Genomic DNA, 21,835 nt, shown 5'->3' with positions numbered 1-21,835 from the left:
AGTGTTTACACCAGAGTCGAGGCCGCGTCGATGTAGCCGTCCGCGGTTAGTTTCTCCAAACGGCTGAAGTACGCCGTCCGGGCTTCCGTGTCCGTGTCGAACCAGAGGCGCTGGTGACGCGAGTCGCCCAGGCGGGGGCCCCACGTGAGGGCCACCACCTTGCCGTCGAGCGACACGCGATACACCTGCTCCAGTCCCGTGGCCGGGTCGCGGCGCACGTACGCGCGCGTCTCCGCGCGGATGAGCTTGCGGCCCTCCGGCGTCTGACGGAGCGCTTCTTCCTCGGCGCGGCGGCGGGCGTACGCCAGTCGCAGCGCGAGCATGTGTTCGCAGGGGCCTTCGCGCAGACCGGAGCGGCGGAAGTGCGGGCAGCCGCAGCTCGCGTCCTTCACGCGGCCCTCCAGGTCCATGGTGAAGCTGGGGAAGAAGCTGCGCACCGCCTCGCGGTCCACGACCTCTCCCTGGATGCGCGTGCCTTCTCCGACCAGGTCGTGCACCTGCGTGAGCTTCACCTCGCCCGACCCCGGACCGCCGTCGCCCAGCAGGCGGTGGGCGCGGGCCTCACGCTCGTTGCCGTAGCGCAGAGCGGCCTCGTCCACCGGCGTGGGCATCAGTTCGCGCGGGCGGTAGGTGCCTCGGGACACGTCGAAGAGGACGCGGCCTCGCAGGCATTCGAGCTGGAGCGCGGCGCGCACCTGATCCTTCGGTGCTCCCGCGTCCTTCGTCAGCACGTCGAAGGAGAGGGGCCCGTCCTTGCGCAGGCGGTTGCGCAGCTGCTCCGCCAGGCCTTCCGGCACGTCGCGCGGCATCAGCGCGTCGAAGGCGGCGGCGCTGGACCAGCCGCTCTCCGTCCAGCCGGTGAGCCCCAGCGTCAGCGTGGCCGCGCCCAGGTCGATGACCCAGAACACCGGCAGGCCCGGACCCAGGAGCTGCACGTGCACGCTCTTCGCGTGGGGCAGCAGGCGCGCGAGCGCGGCGAGGCGCTGACGGCCGAAGGTGCGCACCACCGCGGGGGCCGCGCCCGTGTACACGCCGCCGTGGCACTCCAGCACCTGCTCCCAGGGCTCCAGCACCAGACGCGGCGGGGCGCCGGGGACCAGCTCGAAGCGCAGCGCGCGGGGCGCCTTCTTCGAGCGGCGGGTGCGCAGCGCGAAGAGCAGGTTGTACAGGTCGATGGGCGCGATGGAGCAGGTGGTGGCCGGCAGCGTCGCGGCGGACTGCACCTGGAGGAAGCCTCGCAGCCACGCGTGCGGCACCTCCACCGTGCGCGGGGCGCGGGGCTCCGTGGCGGGGGCGGGCTTCGCGGTGGGGGCGACGTGGGCCTCCAGCACCACCGGGGCGTAGGCGCGCAGGCGGTCCAGCCGGGCGGGCAGGTCCTGCGGCACGTCCAGGAAGGTGGAGCCGTGCGCGGCCTGGCGCTTGTCGAAGAGGCTGTTGTCGAAGGCGAGCCGCGCGTAGGCGCTCTCGTCGCGGGAGAAGACCTCCAGCGAGACCTGGTCCGGATCCACCGTGAGGACGGGGTCCAGGACGGCGTCCTTCTTCTCCTCACCCTCCAGCGCGTTGTCGAGGAAGGCCTTCTGCGCTTCCCAGATTTGAGCGCTGGCGCGCTTGCCCTGCTTCATCAGGTACGCGAGGTACGCGGTGCGGTCGCGGCCCCGGTAGCGCAGGTCGCTGGAGAGCACCGCGAAGGCGGCGGCCAGCGCGTCGCGGAAGAGAGTGGGGTCCTTCACCTGGCCACTGACGCCCACGGTGCCTCGCGAGCCCTCCAGGGCCAGCTGCACGCGCGAGGCGTCCGGCGTGACGACCACGTCGCTCTGCGCGGCGTAGCTCAGCGCGACGGGATGACGTGCGGTTGCGGTGCTCACGACGGTTGACCTTCCTTCCGGGCGCGCTCAGCGGCCCGGCGTGCACGTTTGTGGGCGCGGTAGGCCGCCTTGCGCAGCTCCACCGACTGCGACTTGTCGAACGCGGCCGTCTTCAGCAGCGCCGCGGCCTCGTCTCCGCCCAGGCGTCCCAGCGCGGCCCAGGCGTCCTGCTTCACCTCCGCCTTGGGGTCGGCGGCCACGGACTTGAGCGGCTCCAGGTCCTTCTTCGCCAAGAGGGCGGGGACCGCGAGCCGGCGGCCCTCGCTGGCCGTGAGCGCGGACGTGGCGACCTTCGCGCCCGTGGGGCCCAGGGCCACCGGGTCGAAGGGCTTCACCTCCAGCGCCCAGGCCGAGGACTGCTCCGGCACCAGCGCGGCCAGCACCGACGCGGCGGCGGAGCGCACGTTCGCGTCCGGGTCGCCCAGTGCGGTGCGCAGGGCCTGCGCTTCGCTCGTGGCCTTCAGGCGGCCCAGCACGCGCGCCGCCTCCTGGCGCACGGCGGCGGGGGCCTGGGCCTCACCCTTGCGGAGGATTTCGGCGGACGGCGCCACCAGCTCCTTCGCGCCCAGCCGCGAGCCCGCCCAGAGCAGGCGCTCCCAGGCGGCGGCCAGGGGCTCCTTCTTCGCAGGCTGCGCGGAGGCCCACGCGGTGGCGGTGCGCCGTTCGGCGGCCACCAGCGCGCGGGTCAGTCCGGCCGTGTCCACGGCGCCAGCCTCGCGCGCGTCACCCGTCCAGGTGCCCACGAGCCGCGCGGCCTCCTCGCGGGCCTCCGGCTTGTCGTGGCCGAAGAGGGCGATGACCTCCGGCACCGGCATCGCGCCACGGCGGGCGAGGCCGCGACGCAGACGCAGGCGCAGCTCCACGTTGTCCAGCGTGGCCAGGCGGGGCACGAGCAGGGCGGGGTCGCCTTCGCTCGCGAGGTACGTGGCGGCGGGCTCGGAGATGTCCTCGTGCTCGCTCTGCACCGCGAGGAACTCCACCCGCGTGCGCTCCTTGGGGAAGAGCACGTCCAGCGCCTTGCGCACGGCGGCGCGGAGGTCGTCGTCCTCCTCGTTCAACGCGGCGGCCAGGGCGGACTCGGCGGCCGGGTCTCCGAGCTTCCCGAGCTGCTCCGCGACCGTGGCGCGCACGTCGTCGTCCGTCTCACTGTCGGCGAGCAGCGCCTCCAGCTTCACCCGGGCGCGCTCTCCGCCGATGGCGCGCAGACCGCGCACGCCGGCCTCCTGGCGCTGCAAGGCGGCGCCGTCCGTGGCCGCGGCCTCCACCTTCTCCTCGATGCGGCGGCGGTCCTCACCGTCGGGCATCCGGTTCGCGAGCCGGCCGAGCGCCTCGATGGCGGCGAACACCATGTCCTCTTCGGCCGGGGCATCCGGCGTGCCTCCGCCGGCCACCGTCTCCAGTTCGGAGAGGGCCCGCACGTCGCCCAGGGTGCCCAGGGCGAGCAGGGCCCGGCCGCGTTCGTGCGGCTCACCGGCGCGCGCGTACAGCAGCAGGGGACGCAGGGCGCTGGCGCGGCGCTGGTGCGCGACGCCTTCCGCCGCGGGCAGCATCAGCTCGCGGGCTCCGGCGCGGAGGATCTCCTCCAGCGGCTCCACCGCCGCGCCCTCTTCCACCACGCGCTTCGAGTAGTGCTCCACGGCCGCCGCGCGCACGGTGACGTCGCGGTCGTTGAAGAGCTGGACGAGCAGCGCGTCCTGGCCCTCGCTCTTGCCGTGCTCCAGCTCGCGGGCGGCGGCCTTGCGGACCTCGGGGTCCTGGCTCTTCACCGCCACGCTCAGGAAGCGCACCGCGAGCGCCGCGTCGCGCTTCTTCAGCTCGCGCTCGTGCTCCTTGAGCTTCTCCTGCTCCGGCGGCCAGGTGAGCTGCATCGCCGCCGTCACGCAGGCGAGGCGCACGGACGGGGCCTCGTCTTCCACGCTCTGGCGCGCGAGCACGTCCAGCGCGTCCGCGCGGTGGGTGCGGCCCAGCGCGGCCACCAGCCGGGTGCGCTCCGGAATCTCCGTGGCCACCGTCAGGCGCGCGGCGAGCGCGGCCACGGCGGCGGAGGTCCCCAGCCGCGCCAGGGCCTCCTGTGCGCGGCGGGCCACGGCCGACGTCTCCGAGCGCAGGAAGGTGCCCAGCACCTCCACCGCCCGGTCGTCGCCCCGGAACGCGAGCAGCTCCGCGGCGCGCAGCCGCAGGTCCTCGTGCTCGCTGCCCATCGCGCGGCCCAGGGCCTCCGTGACGCGCGGGTCGTTGGCTCCCGCGAGCCGCTCAATCACGCCCACGCGCAGGTCCGCGTGCTCGCTGCCCAGCGCGGCCAGCAGCGGATCCAGGCTGCCCGGCGGGCTCAGCTTCTCCAGCAGCTCGAAGGCGGACTTGCGCACCTCCGGCAGCGGCGAGTTGAGCGCCGCGGCCACTCGCGGACGGGCCTTGTCACCGCGCTCCGCCAGCTCCTCCAGCGCGGCGCGCGCCACGTCCGGCGACAGCGAGGCCAGGGCCAGCGCCAGCGGCTCGTCGCTGCCGGCGGGGTACAGCTCCTTGAGGCCCGCGAGCGCGGCCCGGCGCACCAACTGGTGCGGGTCCTCCAGCGCGCGCAACAGGGCGGCCACCGCGGCGGACGTGCCCGCGTAGCCTTCCTGCGTGAGCTTCACCACGCGGTCCACGGCGTCGCGGCGGACGCGGTGGCCTTCCTCGTCACCCGCGGTCACCTGACGCAGCAGGCCCACGTAGGCACCGAAGGCGAGGCGGCGCAGGTGCTGACGCTCCGCCTGCGTCGCGTCCTTCGGCGTCCCGGTGCCCGCGCCTTCCGGCGGCTTCACCGCGGAGAAGAGGCGGCGCAGCCAGCTCTTGCCCGTGGCGGAGGCCGTGCCCTGCTTCTCCGGCGTGGACGCCTGGATGACGTGCGCGGCGCCCTCGGCCGTCTCCGGCTTCCAGGGGGCCTGGAGCGAGCTGGGGCGCGCGACCTTCTGCGCCTCACGGAAGTAGTCCAGCGGCTTGTTGCGCAGCAGCAGCACCTGCGCCGCCGCGTAGCGCTGCTCCGGCTGACCGCTGGAGAGCGCCTCCGCGAGGCCAATCACGCGCTTCGCCCGGTCCTCCTCCGAGGGCCAGTCCTTCATGTCGCCGGCCTTCTCCGGACGCGGCGGCAGCAGCACCTCCACCAGGTGCGCGCGGTAGGCCTCCGGCTCCGTGCGCAGCTCCAGCGCGCGGGCCGCGGCGTAGCGCACCTCCGGACGGCCGCTGGACAGCGCGCTCGTCAGCAGGTCCGGCGGTCCACCCTCGCGGCTGGCGCGCAGGTCCCGCGCGAGCACGATGGCGAACACCATCTCCTGCACCTCGCGCGCGGAGTCCTCCAGGCCGTGCAGCAGGCCGCCGTCGCCCTCGTGGCCCAGGGCCGCGAACGCGAGGATGGCGCCCAGCCGGATGGGCAGGTGCTCATGGCGCAGGTTCCCGGTGAGCACCGGCAGCGCGCGCACGTCACCCAGGCGGGCCAGACCGTCCGCCGCCCAGGAACGCGCCGCCACCAGCGAGTGGCCCAGCGCGTCCAGCAGCGCGCCCTCATCACCCCGGCGGCTGGCCGTGGCGAGACCGCGCGCGCCCTGCTCCTGGAGGTCCGACACCTCGTGGGGCAGGAGCGTGGTGGCGTAGAAGCCCAGCAGGCGGCGCGAGCCCAGCGTGGCCAGCGCGCGCGATGCGCGGATGCGCAGGGGGACGAGGATGGCGGGCGGGTACATCCGCTCCAGGTCCTTGTCCGTGATGAGCCCGCGCATGGGCTCGATGATGTCCTCCGCGCCGCGCGGGGCGAGCAGCTCCGAGGCCCGCACGCGCACCGGCAGCGCCGACGCCGCGATGCCCGCGAGCAGCGGCCCGTTCTCGTTCGGGATGAGCTTGTCCAGCGCCTCCAGCGCGGCGAAGGCCACGTCCAGGTGCTCGTCCTGCACGCGCTTGAGGAGCGCGGAGCGCATGGCTTCCGCCGGGGCGTGCACGGAGGCCTTGGCGGCCTTCTCGCGCAGGGCCGGGTGCGTGGTGTTGAGCGCGGCCAGGTGCGGCTCCGCCTTCTCCTTGCCGGCCAGCTTCACCCACGCCTCGTAGGCGGCGGTGGCCACGCCCGCGTCGCGGTCCTCCACGGACTTCTTCAGCCGCTCCAGCGCCCAGTCGTCGGTGCCCTTCTGCGCGAGCACCTCCACCGCGCGGGTGCGCAGGTCCGGGAAGCGGCCCGCGAGCGCGCGGTCCAGCGCCTTCACGGGCTCCTTGTCGTTCCAGGCCCACAGCGTGCGGAAGGCCTCGCCGCGCACCTTGGCGGACTCGTCCTCCAGCGCGTCGCCCAGCAGCCCTTCCGCGCCCTCCGCCTTCGCGCCCAGCTTCACCAGCCGGTCCAGGCCGCGCACGCGCACGTCCTCGTGACCGGAGCGCAGCGCGGCCTCCGCGGCGGACAGCGGCGCGTCCGCGTCCAGCGCCACCACGGCCGACAGCGCCGCCGCGCGCACGTCGCCGTCCGCGTCGTCCAGCATCCACACCAGCCGCTCGCGGGCGCGCGGATCCTGCAACGCCTGGAGCGCGGTGGCCGTCTCGCGGCGGATGGCGGCGTCATCCTCGCGCGACAGCTGGAGCAGGGCGCCCAGGGCGCGGCCGTCACCCAGCTGCGCCAGCACTCGCGCGCCACGCACGGCGGTGTCCGGCATGCGGCACGCCATGGCGGCGAGCAGCGGCTCCAGGTCCGCCTCCGTCAGCGCGGTGCCGGCGGGCGTCTTGCCGAAGAGCTGCTCGCGCGAGGCGGCCAGCTCCGCGTCGGTGGTGAACTTCGCCTCCGTCTCTCCGGCCGCGCGCTTCGCCTGGAGCGTCAGCATGCGGCTGACTTCCCGCACCGTGCGCGCGAACTCCTCGTCCTTCGCTTCCAGCGTGGCGGCCAGGGCGCGGCGCTCCAGCACGCGCACCGCGAAGGCCACGCGGCGCACGTCCCGGTCCGCGTCGTCCAGCGCTCGCGCCACCAGCGGTTGCAGGCGCGGGTCGCCCAGCAGGCCCGCCACGGACGCGCGCAGCAGCACCTCCACCTTGAGGGCCGCGGGGCCGCGCTCGAAGGCCAGCTTCAGCGGCTCCGTGCTGCCCTTGGGCGACACGGTGGTGAGCGCGTCCAGCGCGGCGGTGCCCACCTCCGCGTGCGTGTCCGGCAGCTTGCTGGCGATGAGTCCCGGCACCAGCGGCGACACGCTGCCCTGCTTCGCCAGCAGGCGCAGACCCTGCACGCGCGTGTCCGTGAAGCGCGAGTCCAGCGCGGCGCGAGGGGCCGCGAGCGGGGACTCCGTCTCCAGCTTCACCAGCGCGTCCAGCGCCGCGGCGCGCACCGTCTTGTCGTCGTCGTTGAGGCGGTCGCGCAGCTTCGGGCGCGCGGCGGTGCGGCCGTGGTTGCCCAGCTCCGTGGCGGCCAGCCGGCGCGCCGCGACGTCCTTGTCCGAGGACAGCACGCCCAGGACGAAGTCCAGCGCCTCCGGCTCCTGGAGGGCCACCGCCTCCTTCACCGCGGCCTCGCGGCGGGGGAGGGCGGCCTTCAGCGCCTCGTTGAAGGCGTCGAAGCCGTGGCCGTAGGCCGTCGTCTCGTCCGTGGGCTTGCCGTCCGTGCCCAGCGTGACGCGGGTGACGCGGCGGTCCTCGCCGGCCACGAAGAGGAAGCCCAGGAGCTGCTTCGCCTGGCGGGGGTTCGCCGGGGGCGCGAAGGCCACCGCGTTCAGGGCCTTGCTGCCCAGCTCGAAGGTGCGCGGCTTGCGGCGCTCGTCCAGGCGCCAGACCTTCAGCTTGCCGTCGCTGCCCACGGACGCGATGCGCTCCGCCGGGTCCTGGCCCGCTTCCGCCTGCGGCGTGGGCGGGAACACCAGCCCCAGCACGGAGCCCGCGTGGCCGCTGTCCTTGTCGCCGCGGACCTCGAACTCCACCGCGCCGACGAGGTAGCCGATGCGCAGCTTGCCGTCGTCACCCGCGGAGACGAGCCGACCGTCGCGCGGCGTGAAGGCCAGCGCCCGCACCGCGCCTTCGTGGCCCGGCATGTCGCGGCGCGCACCCGTCGCCACCGTGAACGAGCGCACCACGCTGTCGTCGCCCGCGCAGGCCACGTACGTGTGCGTGGGGTCCACCGCCACCGCGCGCAGCGGCTGCGAGGACGCGCTCCACTCCTTGAGCTTCTTCGTGCTCTCCCAGTCCCACGCGCGCACGAAGCCGTCCGCGCCGGCCGTGTAGAGCACCTTGCCGTCCGGGCTGGCCGCCACCGCCGTGCACCCGCCCGGGTGCGCGTTGTGGAGCTGGAACTTCACGGTGCCGTCGGTGAGCGACCCGAAGCGCACGGTGCCGTCCGCGCCCGCCGCGGCGAACTGCTCGCCGGACAGCGCCACGCCCAGGACGTGCGCGGGCAGCGGGCTGGTCCACAGGACCTTGTTGTTCGCTGCGTCGTACGCGGTCAGGCGGCTGTCGGCGGCGGCGCGGGTGCCGCCCACGATGAGCAGGCGCGCATTGGCCGCCAGCGCACGGACCTTCTCGATGTTGCCGATGGAGAGGTTGGCCATGGTGTCGTTGTCCTAGATGCCGCCGAGCTGCACGCCCGGGTGTGCCGCACGCAGTTGCACCAGCGAGGCCAGGCAGCTCTGCCACTCGCCCTTCGCCACGGAGCCGGTGAACTCGCCCAGCACGGGCGCCACCACTCGCGCGAAGCTCTCGTCTTCCAGGTCCAGGTCGCGCACCAGCTCCACCACGCGGCGCTTGGCCACGCTCGCGGACAGCCGGCGCTGCACGTCGCCCTCGCGCGCTTCCTTCGCGCGCCCGGGCGGCAGGCCGAACATCATGCGCCGCAGGAACGTGCGCAGCGCCTCCACGTCGCTGAAGCGCGTGGTGCCACCCGCCTCGCGCTCGTCCTTGCCACCGCCCGCCGGCTTCCAGCCCTCCGGCAGGTGCAGCGGACGGTGCTTCTCCCAGAGCAGGCGCACCGCGAACAGGCCCACCTCGCGGTCCGCGCTCTGCATCAGGCCGGACAGCCGCTCCGCGCCGCCCAGCCGCGCGTAGTGCCGGCGGATGAGCTCCACGGCGACTTCACGCGTGCTGCGCTTGGTGGACTCCGTGAGCGCGAACACCTTGCCCGCGTCCAGCTCCTCCGGCTGGAGCGTGTGGCGCGCGTCCGCGCCCGGCTCGCCCGCGTTGAGCAGGGCGTCGTAGGCCAGGTTGCGGATCTCCTTCGCGTCCGAGTCCGCCAGCTCGTACACGCGCGTCTGGTAGCCCCACGCGCGCAGCTCCGAGCGGGCGATGGTCAGCGCGAAGCGGCGCACGTCGTCGCGCGCGTCGAACAGGGCGGGCCACAGCCGCTCCGCCGAGTACGCCTTGCGCGGCGCGCGGGGGCGCAGCTCGTAGGACTTGGACTCCGGCTGCTCCGGCCCGATGCCCGGGTGGTGGCAGCGCAGGTACATCTGCGCGAACGCGCGCACCGGCGGCGGCTGCTTCGCGCCCAGCGCCAGGTCGAACAGGCGCTCCAGGTCCGCGTCCGCGTCGCCCGTGTCGCTGAAGTCCGCGGGCACCACGTTCGCCAGCAGGTAGCGGTGCGCGAAGTCGTGCAGCTGCGGGTCCGCCCGGCGCGCCAGCGCCAAGAGCCAGGGCACCGTGAGCTGCCGCGCGGTGAAGAGCTTGCGGTTGCCCAGGAGCTCCAGCGCCGTGCCGCGGAACCTGCCGTTGAAGACGAGCGCCTTCACCCGCTCCACGTCCAGGCCCGGCAGGCTGTCCGCGCGGGTGAGCCACTGCGCCGCCTGACGGCCCAGGCGCGGGTGCGCGACGAGGTCCAGGACCCACTCCGGCCCGATGTCCGCGACCTTGTAGGTGGACAGGGCCTTCATCGCCACGTCCTCCACGATGCGCTGGCGCGTCGAGCGCTGCTTCGCCTCCGTGAGCGCCACCTTCCAGAAGTCCGCCGGCATCTCCCCGGCCGCGTACTTCGTGGCGACATAGCCCTTCGCCCAGTCGAGCTGCTGCTGCTTGCCCCAGAGCAGCTCGCGCAGGAAGTCGTGCGTGATTTCCGCGCGGTCGAAGGACTGCTCCAGCGACTTCGCCGCGAACGCCGCGGTGGGCTTGGACACGAGCAGCCGGCCCAGGAGCGGCAGCCCCAGGTCGCGCGGCTTGTGCTTCTCCAGGGCGGCGGCGGCGAACTTCTGCACGTCGTCCTCGCCCTTCTCCACCAGGTCCGCCAGCCGGTCCGGGGCCAGGTCCTGCGCGTGGCCGCGCGCGTACTCGATGGCGTAGGCGCGGGCCTTGTCGCTGGGGGAGAACAGCAGCGCGAGCACGGCCTCGTGCAGCCCGGCCGCGCGCAGCTTGCCCTGGTGGAAGTCCGGCGAGCCCTGGAGCGTCTCCACCAGGAAGTCGTGCGCGCTGCCCAGCGGACGGCGCGCCAGGCGGTCCAGCCACGCGGGCGTCACCTTGCGCAGCGCCTCCGGGTGGTCCTTGCGCAGGCCCTGGATGGCGAACTTCGCGGCAGGGTCCGACTGGCACGTGTCCAAGAGGCGCATCAGCGCGTCCGGCGAGCGCTTCCATGCGTCCGGGTACATGCGCTGCTTCACCATGTCGCCCGGGGGCTGGATGGGGAAGCGCGACGCGCCGTAGTTCTTGCTGTTGTGCGCCCAGATGTGGTGCGCCACCCAGCACTGCGACCACGAGGTGTCCGGGTCGTAGTGCCGCAGGACCTCCACCGCGAACTGCGGGTAGAGCTCCGGGACGGCCGCGCCCAGTTGACGCAGGAAGCGCCAGGCCCGGCGCTGGAGGTAGGTGAGGGTGCCGGCGCCCACCTCGCGGTGACGGCGTCCGCCGCGCTCGGTGTCGAAGCGCCAGGCCAGCGCGCCGAACATCTCCGCGTCGTGGCGCGCCTCCGCCAGCTTGTAGATGCGCTTGAGGCCCGCCCACAGGCCGAACTTCAGCGGCGCTTCCTTCACCAGGGTGATGAGGGCGGCGCGCGCGGGCTCGGTGTTCTTCTCGTAGAGGGACACCAGCAGGTCCGCGAGCAACAGGCGCGGCGGCAGCGGCACGTCCTTCTGCGCGAGGAAGCGCTGCCACGCCTCATGCGAGCCCTTGCGGCGGCCGGCCTTGTCGCCGTCCATGCGCGCCTGCTCCAGGAGCTGCTTCAGCGCGTCGAAGGACAGCGCGCCCTGCGGCAGCGGCGTGTCGGACGTGCGGTCCGGCTGGTCGAGGAAGGCCAGCACGGACTCGGCCAGGTCCGGTGCCTCCGCCCTGGCCAGACGTTCGAGGTCTGCTGCGCTCAGCGCGTCACTCGGGGTCATACGTGGGGTTTAACACAGCTCCCCTGGACCGCGAGGCATGTCGGACCCGCCTCACCACGGAAGCGCGGGGAGCTCCACCTCCTGCGTGTCCCGCGGGGTGCCCGGGCCCACCGTCACGTCCTCGCGGAACGAGAGCCAGCGTCCATCACGTTCTTGCAACACGAGAAGCGTGTACGGACCGGGAGGAACGAGGGCCCAGTGCCCTCCGATGCTGGGGATCAACGCGGGGAGTGCCTGTTCGCGCAGCCACCGCACCTCCGCGGCCGAGGCCGATTCGGGCGGCGCGGGGACCCGGCCGGGGAGGAGATAGGAGGTGCCCTGCCTGCCGCGCTCGCCCCAGCGCAGCCTCAGCATGATGCCCGTCGTCGTCAGCGGCAGGTCCACCCGGTTGACCCGGTGCGGCTCCACGCGCACGACGCGAGGCACGGCCCTGCCGGTGTTCCCGCCCGCGATCTTCACCACGTAGTCGCCCGGGGCCAGGTCGCGGAACAGGGCCACGCCGTCCATCGCCGGGGCGGAGATTTCCTTCTCCGGGTCCGCCTTCGAGACGACCGCCAGGACGTTCGACGACGACCGGCCCTGGGCGTCCCGCGCGGTGACCTCCAGGCGGGTGGAGATGGGCAGGCGCAGCTCGAGCGTGTCCTCGGTGGGGCCCACGATGCGCTCGAGCAGCGCGTGTTCCTCCTCCTGCGCGGTGAGCAGGTAGGGCCGGGACTCCACGGAGGGCAACTGGAAGGTGCCGTCCGGGCCGGTGTCGACGTCCGCGAAGGACCTGGCCTGCTCCGCGTTGGCGGCGCCTTCCTCCGGCAGCGACAGGGAGATGGACACGCCCTCCAGCGGAGCGCCGGTGGCGTCATCCACCACGCGGCCCTTGATGACGTGGCCCGCTTCCATGGGCACCGTGCCCAGGTCCACGTCCCGGCCGGCGGGGACGTCCACGTCTCGCTGGGTGAGGGCGTGGCCCGGCGCCTCGAAGGTGAGGTGCTGGGGGCCGGGCTCGTCCACGAAGACGGTGAAGGCGCCCTTCGGGTCGCGCACCGCCTCTTCGTTCACGGTGAAGCGGGTGATGGGCGTGCCGTCCTTCTTCGCCAGCCGGCCGGTGATGCGGCCCTGGAAGGCGAGGGTGATGCGCACCTCCATGTTCCCCGCGCGGGCGATGATCTTGGGGGCCTCCTGCTCCTCGATCCATCGCTTGTGCCGCGCTTTCAGCTGCTCGAAGGTCTCGTCGTCCGGGGCCTCGTCGGGGCGCTCCTTCTTGGGCGGCTTGGGCCGCGCGTAGCCCGGCTTCGCCGCCGTCAGCTCGTAGTCCCAGTCGCGCGCCAGCGGCTCCAGGACGAAGCGGCCATCCGGGCCCGTCGTGGCGGAGAGGGGGGAGTACCCGCGGCCGGTGCTGTCCTCCTCCTCCTTCGCGGTGGCCTCCACGGTGACGTCCGCCAGGGGCCGGCCCTCCGCGTCCACGACGATGCCGCCCACCCGGCCGTCCATGTCCAGGCGCAGCGCCAGGTCCACGGTCTCCGAGCCGCGCAGCACCACGCGGTCGGGCAGGTGGCGCTCGAAGCCGCCCGTGGAGGTCCGCATCCACACGGCATAGGTGCCGGGCGGCAGGCCCTTGATTTCGAAGCGGCCGTCCTCGCCCGAGGAGCCCGCGAAGGTCGTGCGCTCGCTGTCGGACGCGTCGCCGTCTTCTTCTCCTTCCGGGGCCTCCGGCTCCTGCTTCTCCAGGGAGACGTCCACCTCGTTGACGGGCGTGCCGCGCGAGCTCGTCACGGTGCCGCGCACGGTGGCGCCCGAGTCCAGGGTGAGCTTCAGGCCGGAGGTGGGGGCGCGGACCTGGAGCGTGCGCGGCAGGTAGCCCTCGGCCTCGATGGTGAGGGTTCCGGAGAGGGGCTGGTCCACCTTGATGGCGAAGTGGCCCTCCGCGTCGGAGGTGGCGTCGAAGGTGAGGGGGGCCTCGTAGGACGGGTGCCTCAGGATGAACGAGCGCGCGTACACGGGCGGAGGCGCGCTGACCGTGCGCTTGCGGTCCGGGGGTTGCAGCGACAGGGCGGCGTCCACCACCGGCTGGCCCGCGGCGTCGGTGACGATTCCCTCCACGAGGATGGCGGGGGAGAGGACGAAGTCCAGCGCGGGGCCGCCCGAGGCGACGGTGCGGGTCTCGGTGAGGTCCAGCATCCGGTCCGCCACCACCTGGAAGCCGTAGTCGCGGGCATGAAGGGGGCCCAGGCGCACGCGGCCGTCCGCGTCGGTGGTGCCGAGCGGCTGATAGATGGGCGTGCCGTAGTGCTTGGAGAGCTCACCCGGCAGGTCGGCGCTCACCTCCGCGTCGGCCACGGGCTTGCCGGCGGTGTCGCGCACGGTGGCCTCCACGAAGAAGGTGGTGCCCAGGCGCAGTGTCACCTGGACCTCGCGCTGGTCCTCCGGGAGCGTCACCGGTTCGCGCGCGAGGAGGCCACCCTGCTCCGCCTCCAGGGTGTACTCGTCGGGGGACATGTCGTCGAAGGTGAAGCGCCCCCGCTCGTCGGTGGTGGCGACGAGCCCGGTGTCGGCCACCGTGACGGTGGCGCCGGCCACGGGGTGCTCGCCGTCCACCACGGTGCCCACGATGCGCCGGGGGGAGTACAGCACCACGTCCTCCGGCAGGGGGCCCACGGCCACCCCTCGCATCCACAGGGTGATGCGCCCCTGCTGGGCGGCGAGCAGGCCATAGCTGTCGTCGGGCAGGGGGCCCACGGAGAAGCGGCCGTCCGCGCCGGTCTTCGCGTCGAAGAAGCGCGCCGTGCCCAGGTGCATCACGGTCACCTGGACCTGGGAGAGGGGGGCGCCGTCATCGTCCACCACGCGGCCCGTGAGCGGCTGGCTGGCTTCGAGCTCCAGCGTCACGTCCCGGGTGCTGGAGGCGACATCCTCCAGGAGGCCCGCGCCCTGGGAGCCCAGGGCCCAGAGGGTGACCGTCCCCTGGGGCAGGCCCTCCAGGGTGAAGGAGCCGTCCTGCGCGGACGTGGTGCGCGACAGGACGAAGGCACCGCCCCGGTGGGCCTCCACCAGCTCCCGGACCCAGAGGTTGCCGGCGGACGAGAGGCAGTCCTCCGAGGCCAGGGACACGTCGGGCTCGTTCGGGTCACACGGCAGCTCCGTCAGCGTCTCCCCGGGGAGGGGGACGGAGGCGGAGACCTCGATGCCGGCGACGGGCTGCCCCTGGAGGTCGACGACGCGGCCCTGGACCTGGAGGGCGCCCTGGGGCGGCGGGGGCGGCGCGGGGGGGAGCTGGCGGCGCGAGGCGCGGGCCGCGGGTGGGGCCGCGGGGGCGGTGGGAGTGGGGCGCAGCCACCAGAAGACCCCGGCTCCCATGAGGAGCAGGAGCACGACGCCTCCAATGACCACCGCCGACGTCTTCCGCATGGCGCCCCTCCAGGGTGGGCGACTGTAGCAGGAGCGCTGACGCGGGCCTCTTCAGAGGGGGACGGCGAAAAAAAACAGGGCCGAACCAAGGTTTTTCGCGGCCGACGTATTGAAGGCGAGGTGGGGATGCTGGGGGCAGAGCCACCAGGGTCCAAGGGCTCGGGACGCAAGAGCGGACCGGGCAGAGGGGGAAAGGGTTTCGGGGGTCGATCTTCCGGGACTCAAGGTTTTCGGTAGTCGACGTCTTGAAGGAAAAGCAGGACGGACGCGGAGCTTTGGGGGCCGCATCCGAGAGGGGGACCCCTCGGGGGAGGGGTTGAGTTACTGGGAGCGCGTCGAGGGGGCGCGCTCCCAGTATTTTTTTGTGCGCCAGGGTCTGGAGCCGCGCGGGAGGTAGACTTGCCCGGCATGAACGCTCCGTCCTTCGCGAAGCCCTGGCGTGAAGCCTTCGAGGACTACTTCCGGTGGTCCACGCAGGGGCCGCAGACCGTGGGCATCGACCTGGGCGCCAATCCGCTCGCGCCCATGGCCAGCCACCCCGTGCTCTGGCGGCTGGCCCTGCCCTTGAAGAACCCGATGTCGAACGGGCTCCGGGACAGCGATGAGGAGGACGCGGTGTTCGCGGTGCAGGGCGCGCTGGAGGAGTGTCTGCGTCCCCTGGGGCTGCTGAGGGTCGGGCACCTCGTGGATCAAGGCGTGCAGTTCGTCTACCTGTATGGCCCGAAGTCCATCACGGCCAGGCAGGTACGGCCGCTCGTGCAGGCCCATCAGGGGGCCTATGAGGTGGGCGTGGCGCGGACGTGGGACCCCCACTGGACGGCGTATCTCCAGATGCTCTTCCCGCCGCCCCTGCACTATCAGTTGCGGATGAACCGCCAGCGGGTCGCGCTCCTTCGAACGGAGGGGGAGCCGCTGGACGTGGCCCGGAAGGTGGAGCACCGCGTGTCCTTCCAGGTGGAGCATCTCGCGAAGGACGCGGAGGCCCGGCTGAGGGGCGCGGGGTTCCAGGGCTTCCGGTGTGAGCTCGTCCGGGCGCCCGGGCGCGTGCTCGGGTTCGAGTGGCGCCTGGACTTCCACCGGGTGGACACCGTGGACGACGCGCGGGTGGACGCGGTGTCCGAGGAGATCCACGACATCGTGGAGTCGTACCACGGCACGTATGAAGGCTGGGACTGCCTGCTCGTGGCGGAGGACTTCTAGCTAGCCGCTGGAGACGACTCGCAGACTCTCGCGGGGGGGCTTCGTGGCGCCGGGCAGCTCCAGCACGTGGGCGCCCTCCGCTTCGAAGTGCTCGCGCAGCCACGGGTGGCAGGTGAAGGCGATGACCTGGTGGGCCTCCGCCAGCCTCGCGAAGAGCCTCACCGCGCCCCGGGCCCGCTCTGGATCGAAGTTCACCAGCACGTCGTCCGTGATGAGCGGCAGCGCGCCCCGCGTCTCTCCGAAGTCGCGGATGACGGCCAGCCGGAACGCGAGGAACAGCTGCTCGCGCGTGCCCCGGGACAGCTGCTCCGCGCTCCAGTCCCGGGTGCCGTCGCTGACGCGCAGCTCGCGCGCGTCCCCGGCGGGGATGAAGACGCGGCGGTAGCGCCCCGCCGTCAGCTCGGAGAACAGCTCGCTCGCCAGTTGGATGACGCGCGGCTGCTGCTCCTCCTCGAACCTCCGGCGCGCCCTCCCGAGCAGCGCCAGCGTCAGCCGGTCCGCCGCGTAGCGCGTGGCCAGCTCCGCCGCCTTGGCGCGCAGCGTCTCCTCCTGGATGCGCAGCCGTGACACGCGGTCGTCGTTCTCCCACTGCGACAGCTGCGTCTTCAGGCTGCCCTGCTCCGTGAGCACGGCCTTGTGGCGCTCGCCCTCGGCCTTGTGACGCTCGCGCAGCGTGGCGAGCTGTTCCTTCAGGCCCGTCTCACCGCCCGCCGCGTGGACCTCCTCGTTCGCCGCGTTCTCACCCAGGCCGGTGAGTGCCTGCACCCGCTGGACGTGCTCGCGCACCCGGGCCGCCAGCTCCGCGTACCTTCGCGCCTGCACCGCGCGGCGGCGGAAGGTGGCCTCGTCCTGGCATCCGCCTTCCGTGAGCAGCGCCTCCCACGCCTGGTCCTCGTCCAGCGCCAGCTGGTCCAGCCGCGCCTTCTCCGCCAGCAGCTCTCCGCGCTGACCGTCCAGGTGCCGCTGGTCGGCCGCCCGCGAGCGCGCCTCCTCCAGCGCCACGGACACCCGCGCGGCCACCGTCTCCGGAGGCCCCTCGGGCAGGCCCGCGGCCCGCGCTTCCTGCAAGAGCCGCGTCGTCACCGCGTCGCACGCGGCCTCCGCCACCGTGAACTCCTCTTCGTCCGTGCGCAGGTCCAACAGCCGCTGCCGCAGCGCCGCGGCATCCAGCCACAGCGTCAGCGCCGATGCCGCGGAGAGGGTCTCCGGGAAGCGGCGCGCCACCAGGAACGCCATCCACTCCTCGCGCAGCACCTCCTCGCGCTGGCTCGCGCACAGCCGTGCTTCCTCCACGCGCTGGTCCTCTCGCACCGCCGTGTCCCAGGCCGTGCGCAGCGTGTCCTCCTCGCGCACCAGCAGCTCGCGCCGCTCGGCCTGCGTCAGCAGCTCCGCGAGCTGTGACTCCTGCGCGGCCAGGTCCGACAGCGATGCTCCCGGGGACAGTCCCGCCGCGCCGGAGGCGTTCAGCAGCTCCCGCTGGAGCAGCTCCTCCCGCGCGCACATCGCGGCCTGCACCGAGCGGAAGCGCTCCTCCTCCTGCTGCCGCCAGCGGTGCCGCGCCGCCTGCGCGTCCAGGCTGGCCTTGCGCGCCGTCTCCACGCGGTGGCGCACGAACAGCAGCAACCCCACCAGCAACAGACCGCCCACCGCGCACAGCACGCCCACCGATGGGCCCGCGAGCCATGCCGCGAGCGCCGCGAACCCCCACGCCACGATGGCCGCCGCCACCACCCAGGACAGCGGCAACAACGAGCGCAGCGGCACCGCGTCCGTGGGCGCCCGCACACCGTCCATCTGACGGCGCTGCTCCAGCCGCTGCTCGGCCAGCCGCTCCAGGTCTCCGCGCACCGCGCGCATCCGTCCTACCGCCGCCTGCCGCTGCCGCACCTGCGCGGGCCGCGCCTCGGGCAGTTCCTCCAGCTCCGCCTGAACGCGCCCCAGCGCGGTCTCCAGCCGGGCCCGTTCCTCGCGCGTGCGCGCCTGCTCCGCCTCCGCCTGCGCGAGCGCCGTGTCCGCCGCGTCCAGCCGTCCCGCGAGCGACTCCAGCTCACCTCGCGCCCGCGCGCCCAGGTCCAGCGCGAGCAGTCCGCCCGCGTCCACCGCGAGCCCCAGCTCTCCCAGCGACTGCTCCAGTTGCCGCCGCCGCGAGGTGAGCGACGCCCTGCGCGCGGGCAGCGAGCGGAGCTGCTCGGAGTGTCCCGAGTACGTGGCCAGCGCCGTGCGCAGGGACTCCGCGCGCTCGCGCACGGGCCATGGGGCCGCCAGCCGCTCCCGTGCCTCTTCGATGGGCGCGAGCCTTTCGTGCAACTGCGCCTGCTGGGCCCGGTACGTCTTGCGCCGCTGGAGCACGTCCTCCAGCCGCGTCTCCGCACCCGGTGGGAAGGTGTCCAGCACCGGCAGCGTGGCCAGCTCCGCCCGGTCGCGCGCGAGCACCGCCAGGTCTCCCAGCGCGGACTCCAGCCGCGAGGCGTGGTCCAGCTCATGCTCGGTGTGCTTGCGCGCAATCTCCAGCGCGTGGCCCTCCGCGATGCGCTCCGCCAGTTGGTCGCGCGTGGAGAAGTAGAGCGCGGGCCGGTCACCCGCTTCGCGCAGCGCCTGCTGCACCTCCTCCAGCTCCTTCATCACGCGGTTCAATTCGGGCTTCTGCCCGCGCGGCGCGTACAGCGCCTCCGCGTCCTTGCGCAGCCGCTCCACGGCTTCCGGCAGCCGCCGCGCGCCCTGCATGCCCGCGGCGAACAGCGCCTCCGACACGCCGCGCTGCTGCGCGAGCCGCTGGAAGGAGGACAGCTCATCCAGGCGGAAGGCGAACACCTCGAAGAACAGCTCGCGCGGCACGTCCGCCAGCGCCTGGTCGAGCAGTGTCTCCGGCAGCGGCTGTCCATCCAGGCCGCGCACCGTGAGCGTGCCCTCCGACGCGCGCTTGCCGCCGTGGCGGTGCACCACCAGCGGGCCACAGGCCGTGTCCAGCCACAGCTCGCCGCCGAAGAGCGCGCCCTCCGGTTCGTAGCGCTCCGGCTGGCCGCGCTTCTCGAAGCCGAACAACACGCCGCGCAGGAACGCGAGCAGGGTGCTCTTGCCCGCCTCGTTGGGCCCGTACAGCAGCGTGAGCCCCGGCCCCGGCGTGCCCGAGTACCCCCGGAAGTGCCCGAAGCCGTCCACCTGGAAGCGGTTGATGCGCAGGCCCGGCTTCATGATGCCTCCTCGTGGAGTTGCTCCACGCCGCGCTGGCCCGCCTGCGACACCAGCTCCGGCCGGGGCGCCTCCAGCGCATCCACGCCCAACCGCTTGAGGCGCTGTCCCAGCGTCGTCAGGTCCTCGTCGTCCCACAGCGCCGCGAGCGCTTCGTCGTCATGGGTCAGCGCCTGCGCCTCTTCCAGCAGCGTGCCCAGGAAGCCGCCCCCGGCGCGCACCGCCTCCAGGTCCACCTCCGGCCGGCTGCCATCGCGCAGCGACTCCAGCAGCACCGGCGGATGCGCGCGCGCCAGCCGCTCGCGCAGGTCCGCCTCCAATTGCGTCCTCGCGCCGGGCCGAGCGAGCTCCCGGTGCAGCGGGCCGCGTCCGGCCAGCGTGAGGCGCACCGCGTGCCCGTCGAAGTCCTCCGCGCAGCGCGACTCCACCACCTCCGTGGCCACCGCCTGGAGCATGTCCAGCGACGTGACGCCCGCGAGCGGCACGTCCAGCCGGTGCCAGCGCACGCGGTCCACCGGCACGAACCTCCTGCGCGCGACGCCGTCCTCCACGTCCACCACCACGCAGCCGCGCTCGCCCGTCTCGTGCACGTGCCGGCCCTGCGGGTTGCCCGGGTACACCGCCACGCCGCCGCCGGGCAGCAGGTGCTCCGCGCGCGTGTGCACGTGGCCCAGGGCCCAGTAGTCCAGCCCGCCCGCCGCCAGGTCCGCGGCCGTGCAGGGCGCGTAGTTCGCGTGGCCCGCGTCACCGCCCAGGTTCGCGTGCAGCAGGCCCACGCTGAAGTGCTCGCCGGTGCGGCGGAAGCGCGCGGACAGGTTCTCGCGCACCTCCACGTCCGGATAGGACACGCCCTGCACGTGGCACAGGCGCCGGCCCTCGCGCCGCACCTCCACGTCCTCCCACTCCGGGCCGAACACCTTCACCGACGCGGGCAGCCCCAGCGTGCCGGTGTCTCCGCTCAGCGGATCATGGTTGCCGTGGACGATGAAGGTCTGGATGCCCGCGCGGTCCAACCGCGACAGCTCCGTGCGCAGCGCCAGCCGCGCGCGCACCGAGCGGTCCTTCACATCGAACAGATCCCCGGCCAGGAGGAGGAACGTCACGCGCTCGCGCAAACACACGTCCACGATGCGCGCGAGTGCATGGAAGGTGGACTGCTGGAAGCGCTCCAGGAGCGGGCCGTGCGTGGCCACTCCTCGGAACGGCGTGTCCAGATGGAGATCCGCAGCGTGCACGAAGGAGAAGCGCATCGTGCGGGCACCGTACCCGAGTCCTGCCTTCCTCCCGACTTTCCCGCCCCCCGGGGTGATGCGCGGGTGGACACAGGGGATGCCCCCGGGTCCCATGCCGCGTTCACCTCTGGAAACCCCGCACGTCGGACGCGCGGTCCGCCCCTCTTGCGCTTCGCGCGAAGTCCCGCGCGGGCTCCGTGCGATTCGCACGACGTCAGGGCCCGCACCCCTTCGCCAACCTCGCGGGGTTGCTGGAGTCCCGCGCGTTCCACCCCCGGGTACGACGGCTGCAATCCCGCCCGGCCATGAGACCCGTCACCTCCTGGCTGCCCCCGCTCCCGTTCCTACCCGCGCTCGCCGTGTTGCTGCTCGCACCGCGCGCCGAAGCGCAGGCCCCGTCCGATGAGCGCCCCGCGCCGTTGGCCTTCGCGGACTTCTCCTGGCTGCCCGGCAACGCGGGCGCCAACGAGAAGCCGCTGAGCTTCGGTCCGTTCACCGGCGAGTTCCGCCTGGATACGGCGTACCACTACAGCTTCAACCGCCCCCAGGACGACACACTCTCCGGCTCCAGCGAGGTGTTCCGCCACGGCGAGGTGCAGGTCACGCAGCTCGGGATGGGCGGGGACTTTCTCTACAAGAACGTCATGGGCCGCTTGATGACCCAGTTCGGCATGTACTCGCAGACCACGCCGCGCAACGACGCGAGCCCCACGCGCGGCCAGTGGAGCCTGGACAACGCCTACCGCTACGTCTCCGAGGCCTACGGCGGCTACCACTTCGATGCGCTGCGAGGCATCAACCTGCAGGCCGGCATCTTCATGAGCTACATCGGCTTGTGGAGCTACTACAACGCGGATAACTGGACCTACCAGCCGTCCTACGTGTCGTCGAACACGCCGTGGTTCTTCAACGGCGTGCGCGCCCAGATCTTCGTCAGCGACACGCTCAAGATTGAACCGTGGCTCGTCAATGGCTGGCAGTCGTATGGCCGCTTCAACGACGGCTACGGCGTGGGCGGGCAGATCCTCTGGCGTCCCACGGGCTGGCTGTCGGTGGTGGGCAACCAGTATTACGGCTCGGACACGCTGGGGAATCCGGGCCGCAAGCGCGTGCACACCGACGACAGCGTGATGGTGAAGTACCACGACGCGCCGGGCGGCTTCGTCAGCAAGGCGGCGGCATCACTCACGCTGGACGCGGGCTGTGAGTTCGGCGGCGGCGTGGACTGCGGGTCGCAATACTTCCTGGGGTTCATGGCGTACCACCGCGCGTGGTTCCTCCAGAACCGGCTGGCGCTGACGGTGGGCGGTGGCGCCATCACGAATCCCGGGCGCTACCTGGTGCTGCTGCCGCCCATCAACGGGACGACCGCGGCCTCCGGCACGCCGTACTTCACCGCGAACCCGGGCGACCGCTACCGCGCCTGGGACGTCCAGGTGGCCGCGGACGTCATCCCCCAGCCGTTCATCACCTTCCGCGTGGAGTTCAACCACCGCGCCGCCAGCGTGCCGTACTTCTCCGGACGCGGAGGCGTCACGCCGCCCGGTGGCAACCAGGGCGCGCCGGGCTCGCTCGTGGACGGCTGGCGCCCCGACCTGGTGAAGACGGAGAACCGCCTCACCGGCGCGTTGATGGTGAAGATTTGAGCGAGGCGCGGGCGCGCCAGCAGGGCACGCCC

General features: G+C 73.2%; 8 protein-coding genes. 2 read left to right on the top strand and 6 right to left on the bottom strand.

The features are described from left to right. Positions 1-5: 5 nt before the first annotated feature. The 4 genes from ACX114_RS39280 to ACX114_RS39265 are packed head-to-tail and all read right to left on the bottom strand — an operon-like array spanning position 6 to position 14,536. On the bottom strand, positions 6-1,865 hold the full coding sequence (locus ACX114_RS39280) for an SWIM zinc finger family protein (RefSeq protein WP_459293099.1): 1,860 nt from the start codon (positions 1,863-1,865) through the stop codon (positions 6-8). Beyond that, complete coding sequence (locus ACX114_RS39275; protein WP_459293097.1) at positions 1,862-8,395, bottom strand: HEAT repeat domain-containing protein; 6,534 nt, start codon at positions 8,393-8,395, stop codon at positions 1,862-1,864. Before ACX114_RS39275 ends, ACX114_RS39280 begins: the two co-directional genes overlap by 4 nt. Positions 8,396-8,407: 12 nt before the next feature. Continuing rightward, on the bottom strand, positions 8,408-11,137 hold the full coding sequence (locus tag ACX114_RS39270) for a hypothetical protein (protein ID WP_459293095.1): 2,730 nt from the start codon (positions 11,135-11,137) through the stop codon (positions 8,408-8,410). A gap of 51 nt (positions 11,138-11,188) precedes the next feature. After that, a complete protein-coding gene (locus ACX114_RS39265; RefSeq protein ID WP_459293093.1) occupies positions 11,189-14,536 on the bottom strand; it encodes a carboxypeptidase regulatory-like domain-containing protein in 3,348 nt (1,115 codons plus the stop codon). Positions 14,537-14,944: 408 nt separating this feature from the next. Between ACX114_RS39265 and ACX114_RS39260 the strand changes: the two genes are divergently transcribed. Further along, a complete protein-coding gene (locus tag ACX114_RS39260; RefSeq protein WP_459293091.1) occupies positions 14,945-15,736 on the top strand; it encodes a DUF695 domain-containing protein in 792 nt (263 codons plus the stop codon). On the opposite strand, the gene ACX114_RS39255 is transcribed toward ACX114_RS39260, so the two are convergent. Together ACX114_RS39255 and ACX114_RS39250 are read right to left on the bottom strand one after the other, a co-directional pair. Then, complete coding sequence (locus ACX114_RS39255) at positions 15,737-18,928, bottom strand: AAA family ATPase (protein ID WP_459293089.1); 3,192 nt, start codon at positions 18,926-18,928, stop codon at positions 15,737-15,739. It lies immediately after the preceding gene. Then, positions 18,925-20,175, bottom strand: coding sequence for a metallophosphoesterase family protein (locus tag ACX114_RS39250; RefSeq protein ID WP_459293087.1), 1,251 nt, complete (start codon positions 20,173-20,175; stop codon positions 18,925-18,927). Before ACX114_RS39250 ends, ACX114_RS39255 begins: the two co-directional genes overlap by 4 nt. Positions 20,176-20,462: 287 nt before the next feature. Here ACX114_RS39250 and ACX114_RS39245 point away from each other — a divergent pair, with 287 nt between their 5' ends. Beyond that, positions 20,463-21,803 (top strand): outer membrane beta-barrel protein, encoded by a 1,341-nt coding sequence (locus tag ACX114_RS39245; RefSeq protein ID WP_459293085.1) that lies wholly within the window; start codon positions 20,463-20,465, stop codon positions 21,801-21,803. The last annotated feature ends 32 nt before the right edge of the window (positions 21,804-21,835 follow it).

The sequence above is a fragment of the Corallococcus sp. M7 genome (assembly GCF_054512695.1).
The sequence above is the reverse complement of the archived record's forward strand: the minus strand, read 5'-3'. Positions and strand labels throughout refer to the sequence as shown.

Bases quoted from the DNA above. Each gene is read 5' to 3' on its own strand.
- ACX114_RS39250 (WP_459293087.1), bottom strand. From the start codon at position 20,175: ATGCGCTTCTCCTTCGTGCACGCTGCGGATCTCCATCTGGACACGCCG.
- ACX114_RS39260 (WP_459293091.1), top strand. From the start codon at position 14,945: ATGAACGCTCCGTCCTTCGCGAAGCCCTGGCGTGAAGCCTTCGAGGAC.
- ACX114_RS39275 (WP_459293097.1), bottom strand. From the start codon at position 8,395: ATGGCCAACCTCTCCATCGGCAACATCGAGAAGGTCCGTGCGCTGGCG.
- ACX114_RS39265 (WP_459293093.1), bottom strand. From the start codon at position 14,536: ATGCGGAAGACGTCGGCGGTGGTCATTGGAGGCGTCGTGCTCCTGCTC.
- ACX114_RS39270 (WP_459293095.1), bottom strand. From the start codon at position 11,137: ATGACCCCGAGTGACGCGCTGAGCGCAGCAGACCTCGAACGTCTGGCC.
- ACX114_RS39245 (WP_459293085.1), top strand. From the start codon at position 20,463: ATGAGACCCGTCACCTCCTGGCTGCCCCCGCTCCCGTTCCTACCCGCG.
- ACX114_RS39255 (WP_459293089.1), bottom strand. From the start codon at position 18,928: ATGAAGCCGGGCCTGCGCATCAACCGCTTCCAGGTGGACGGCTTCGGG.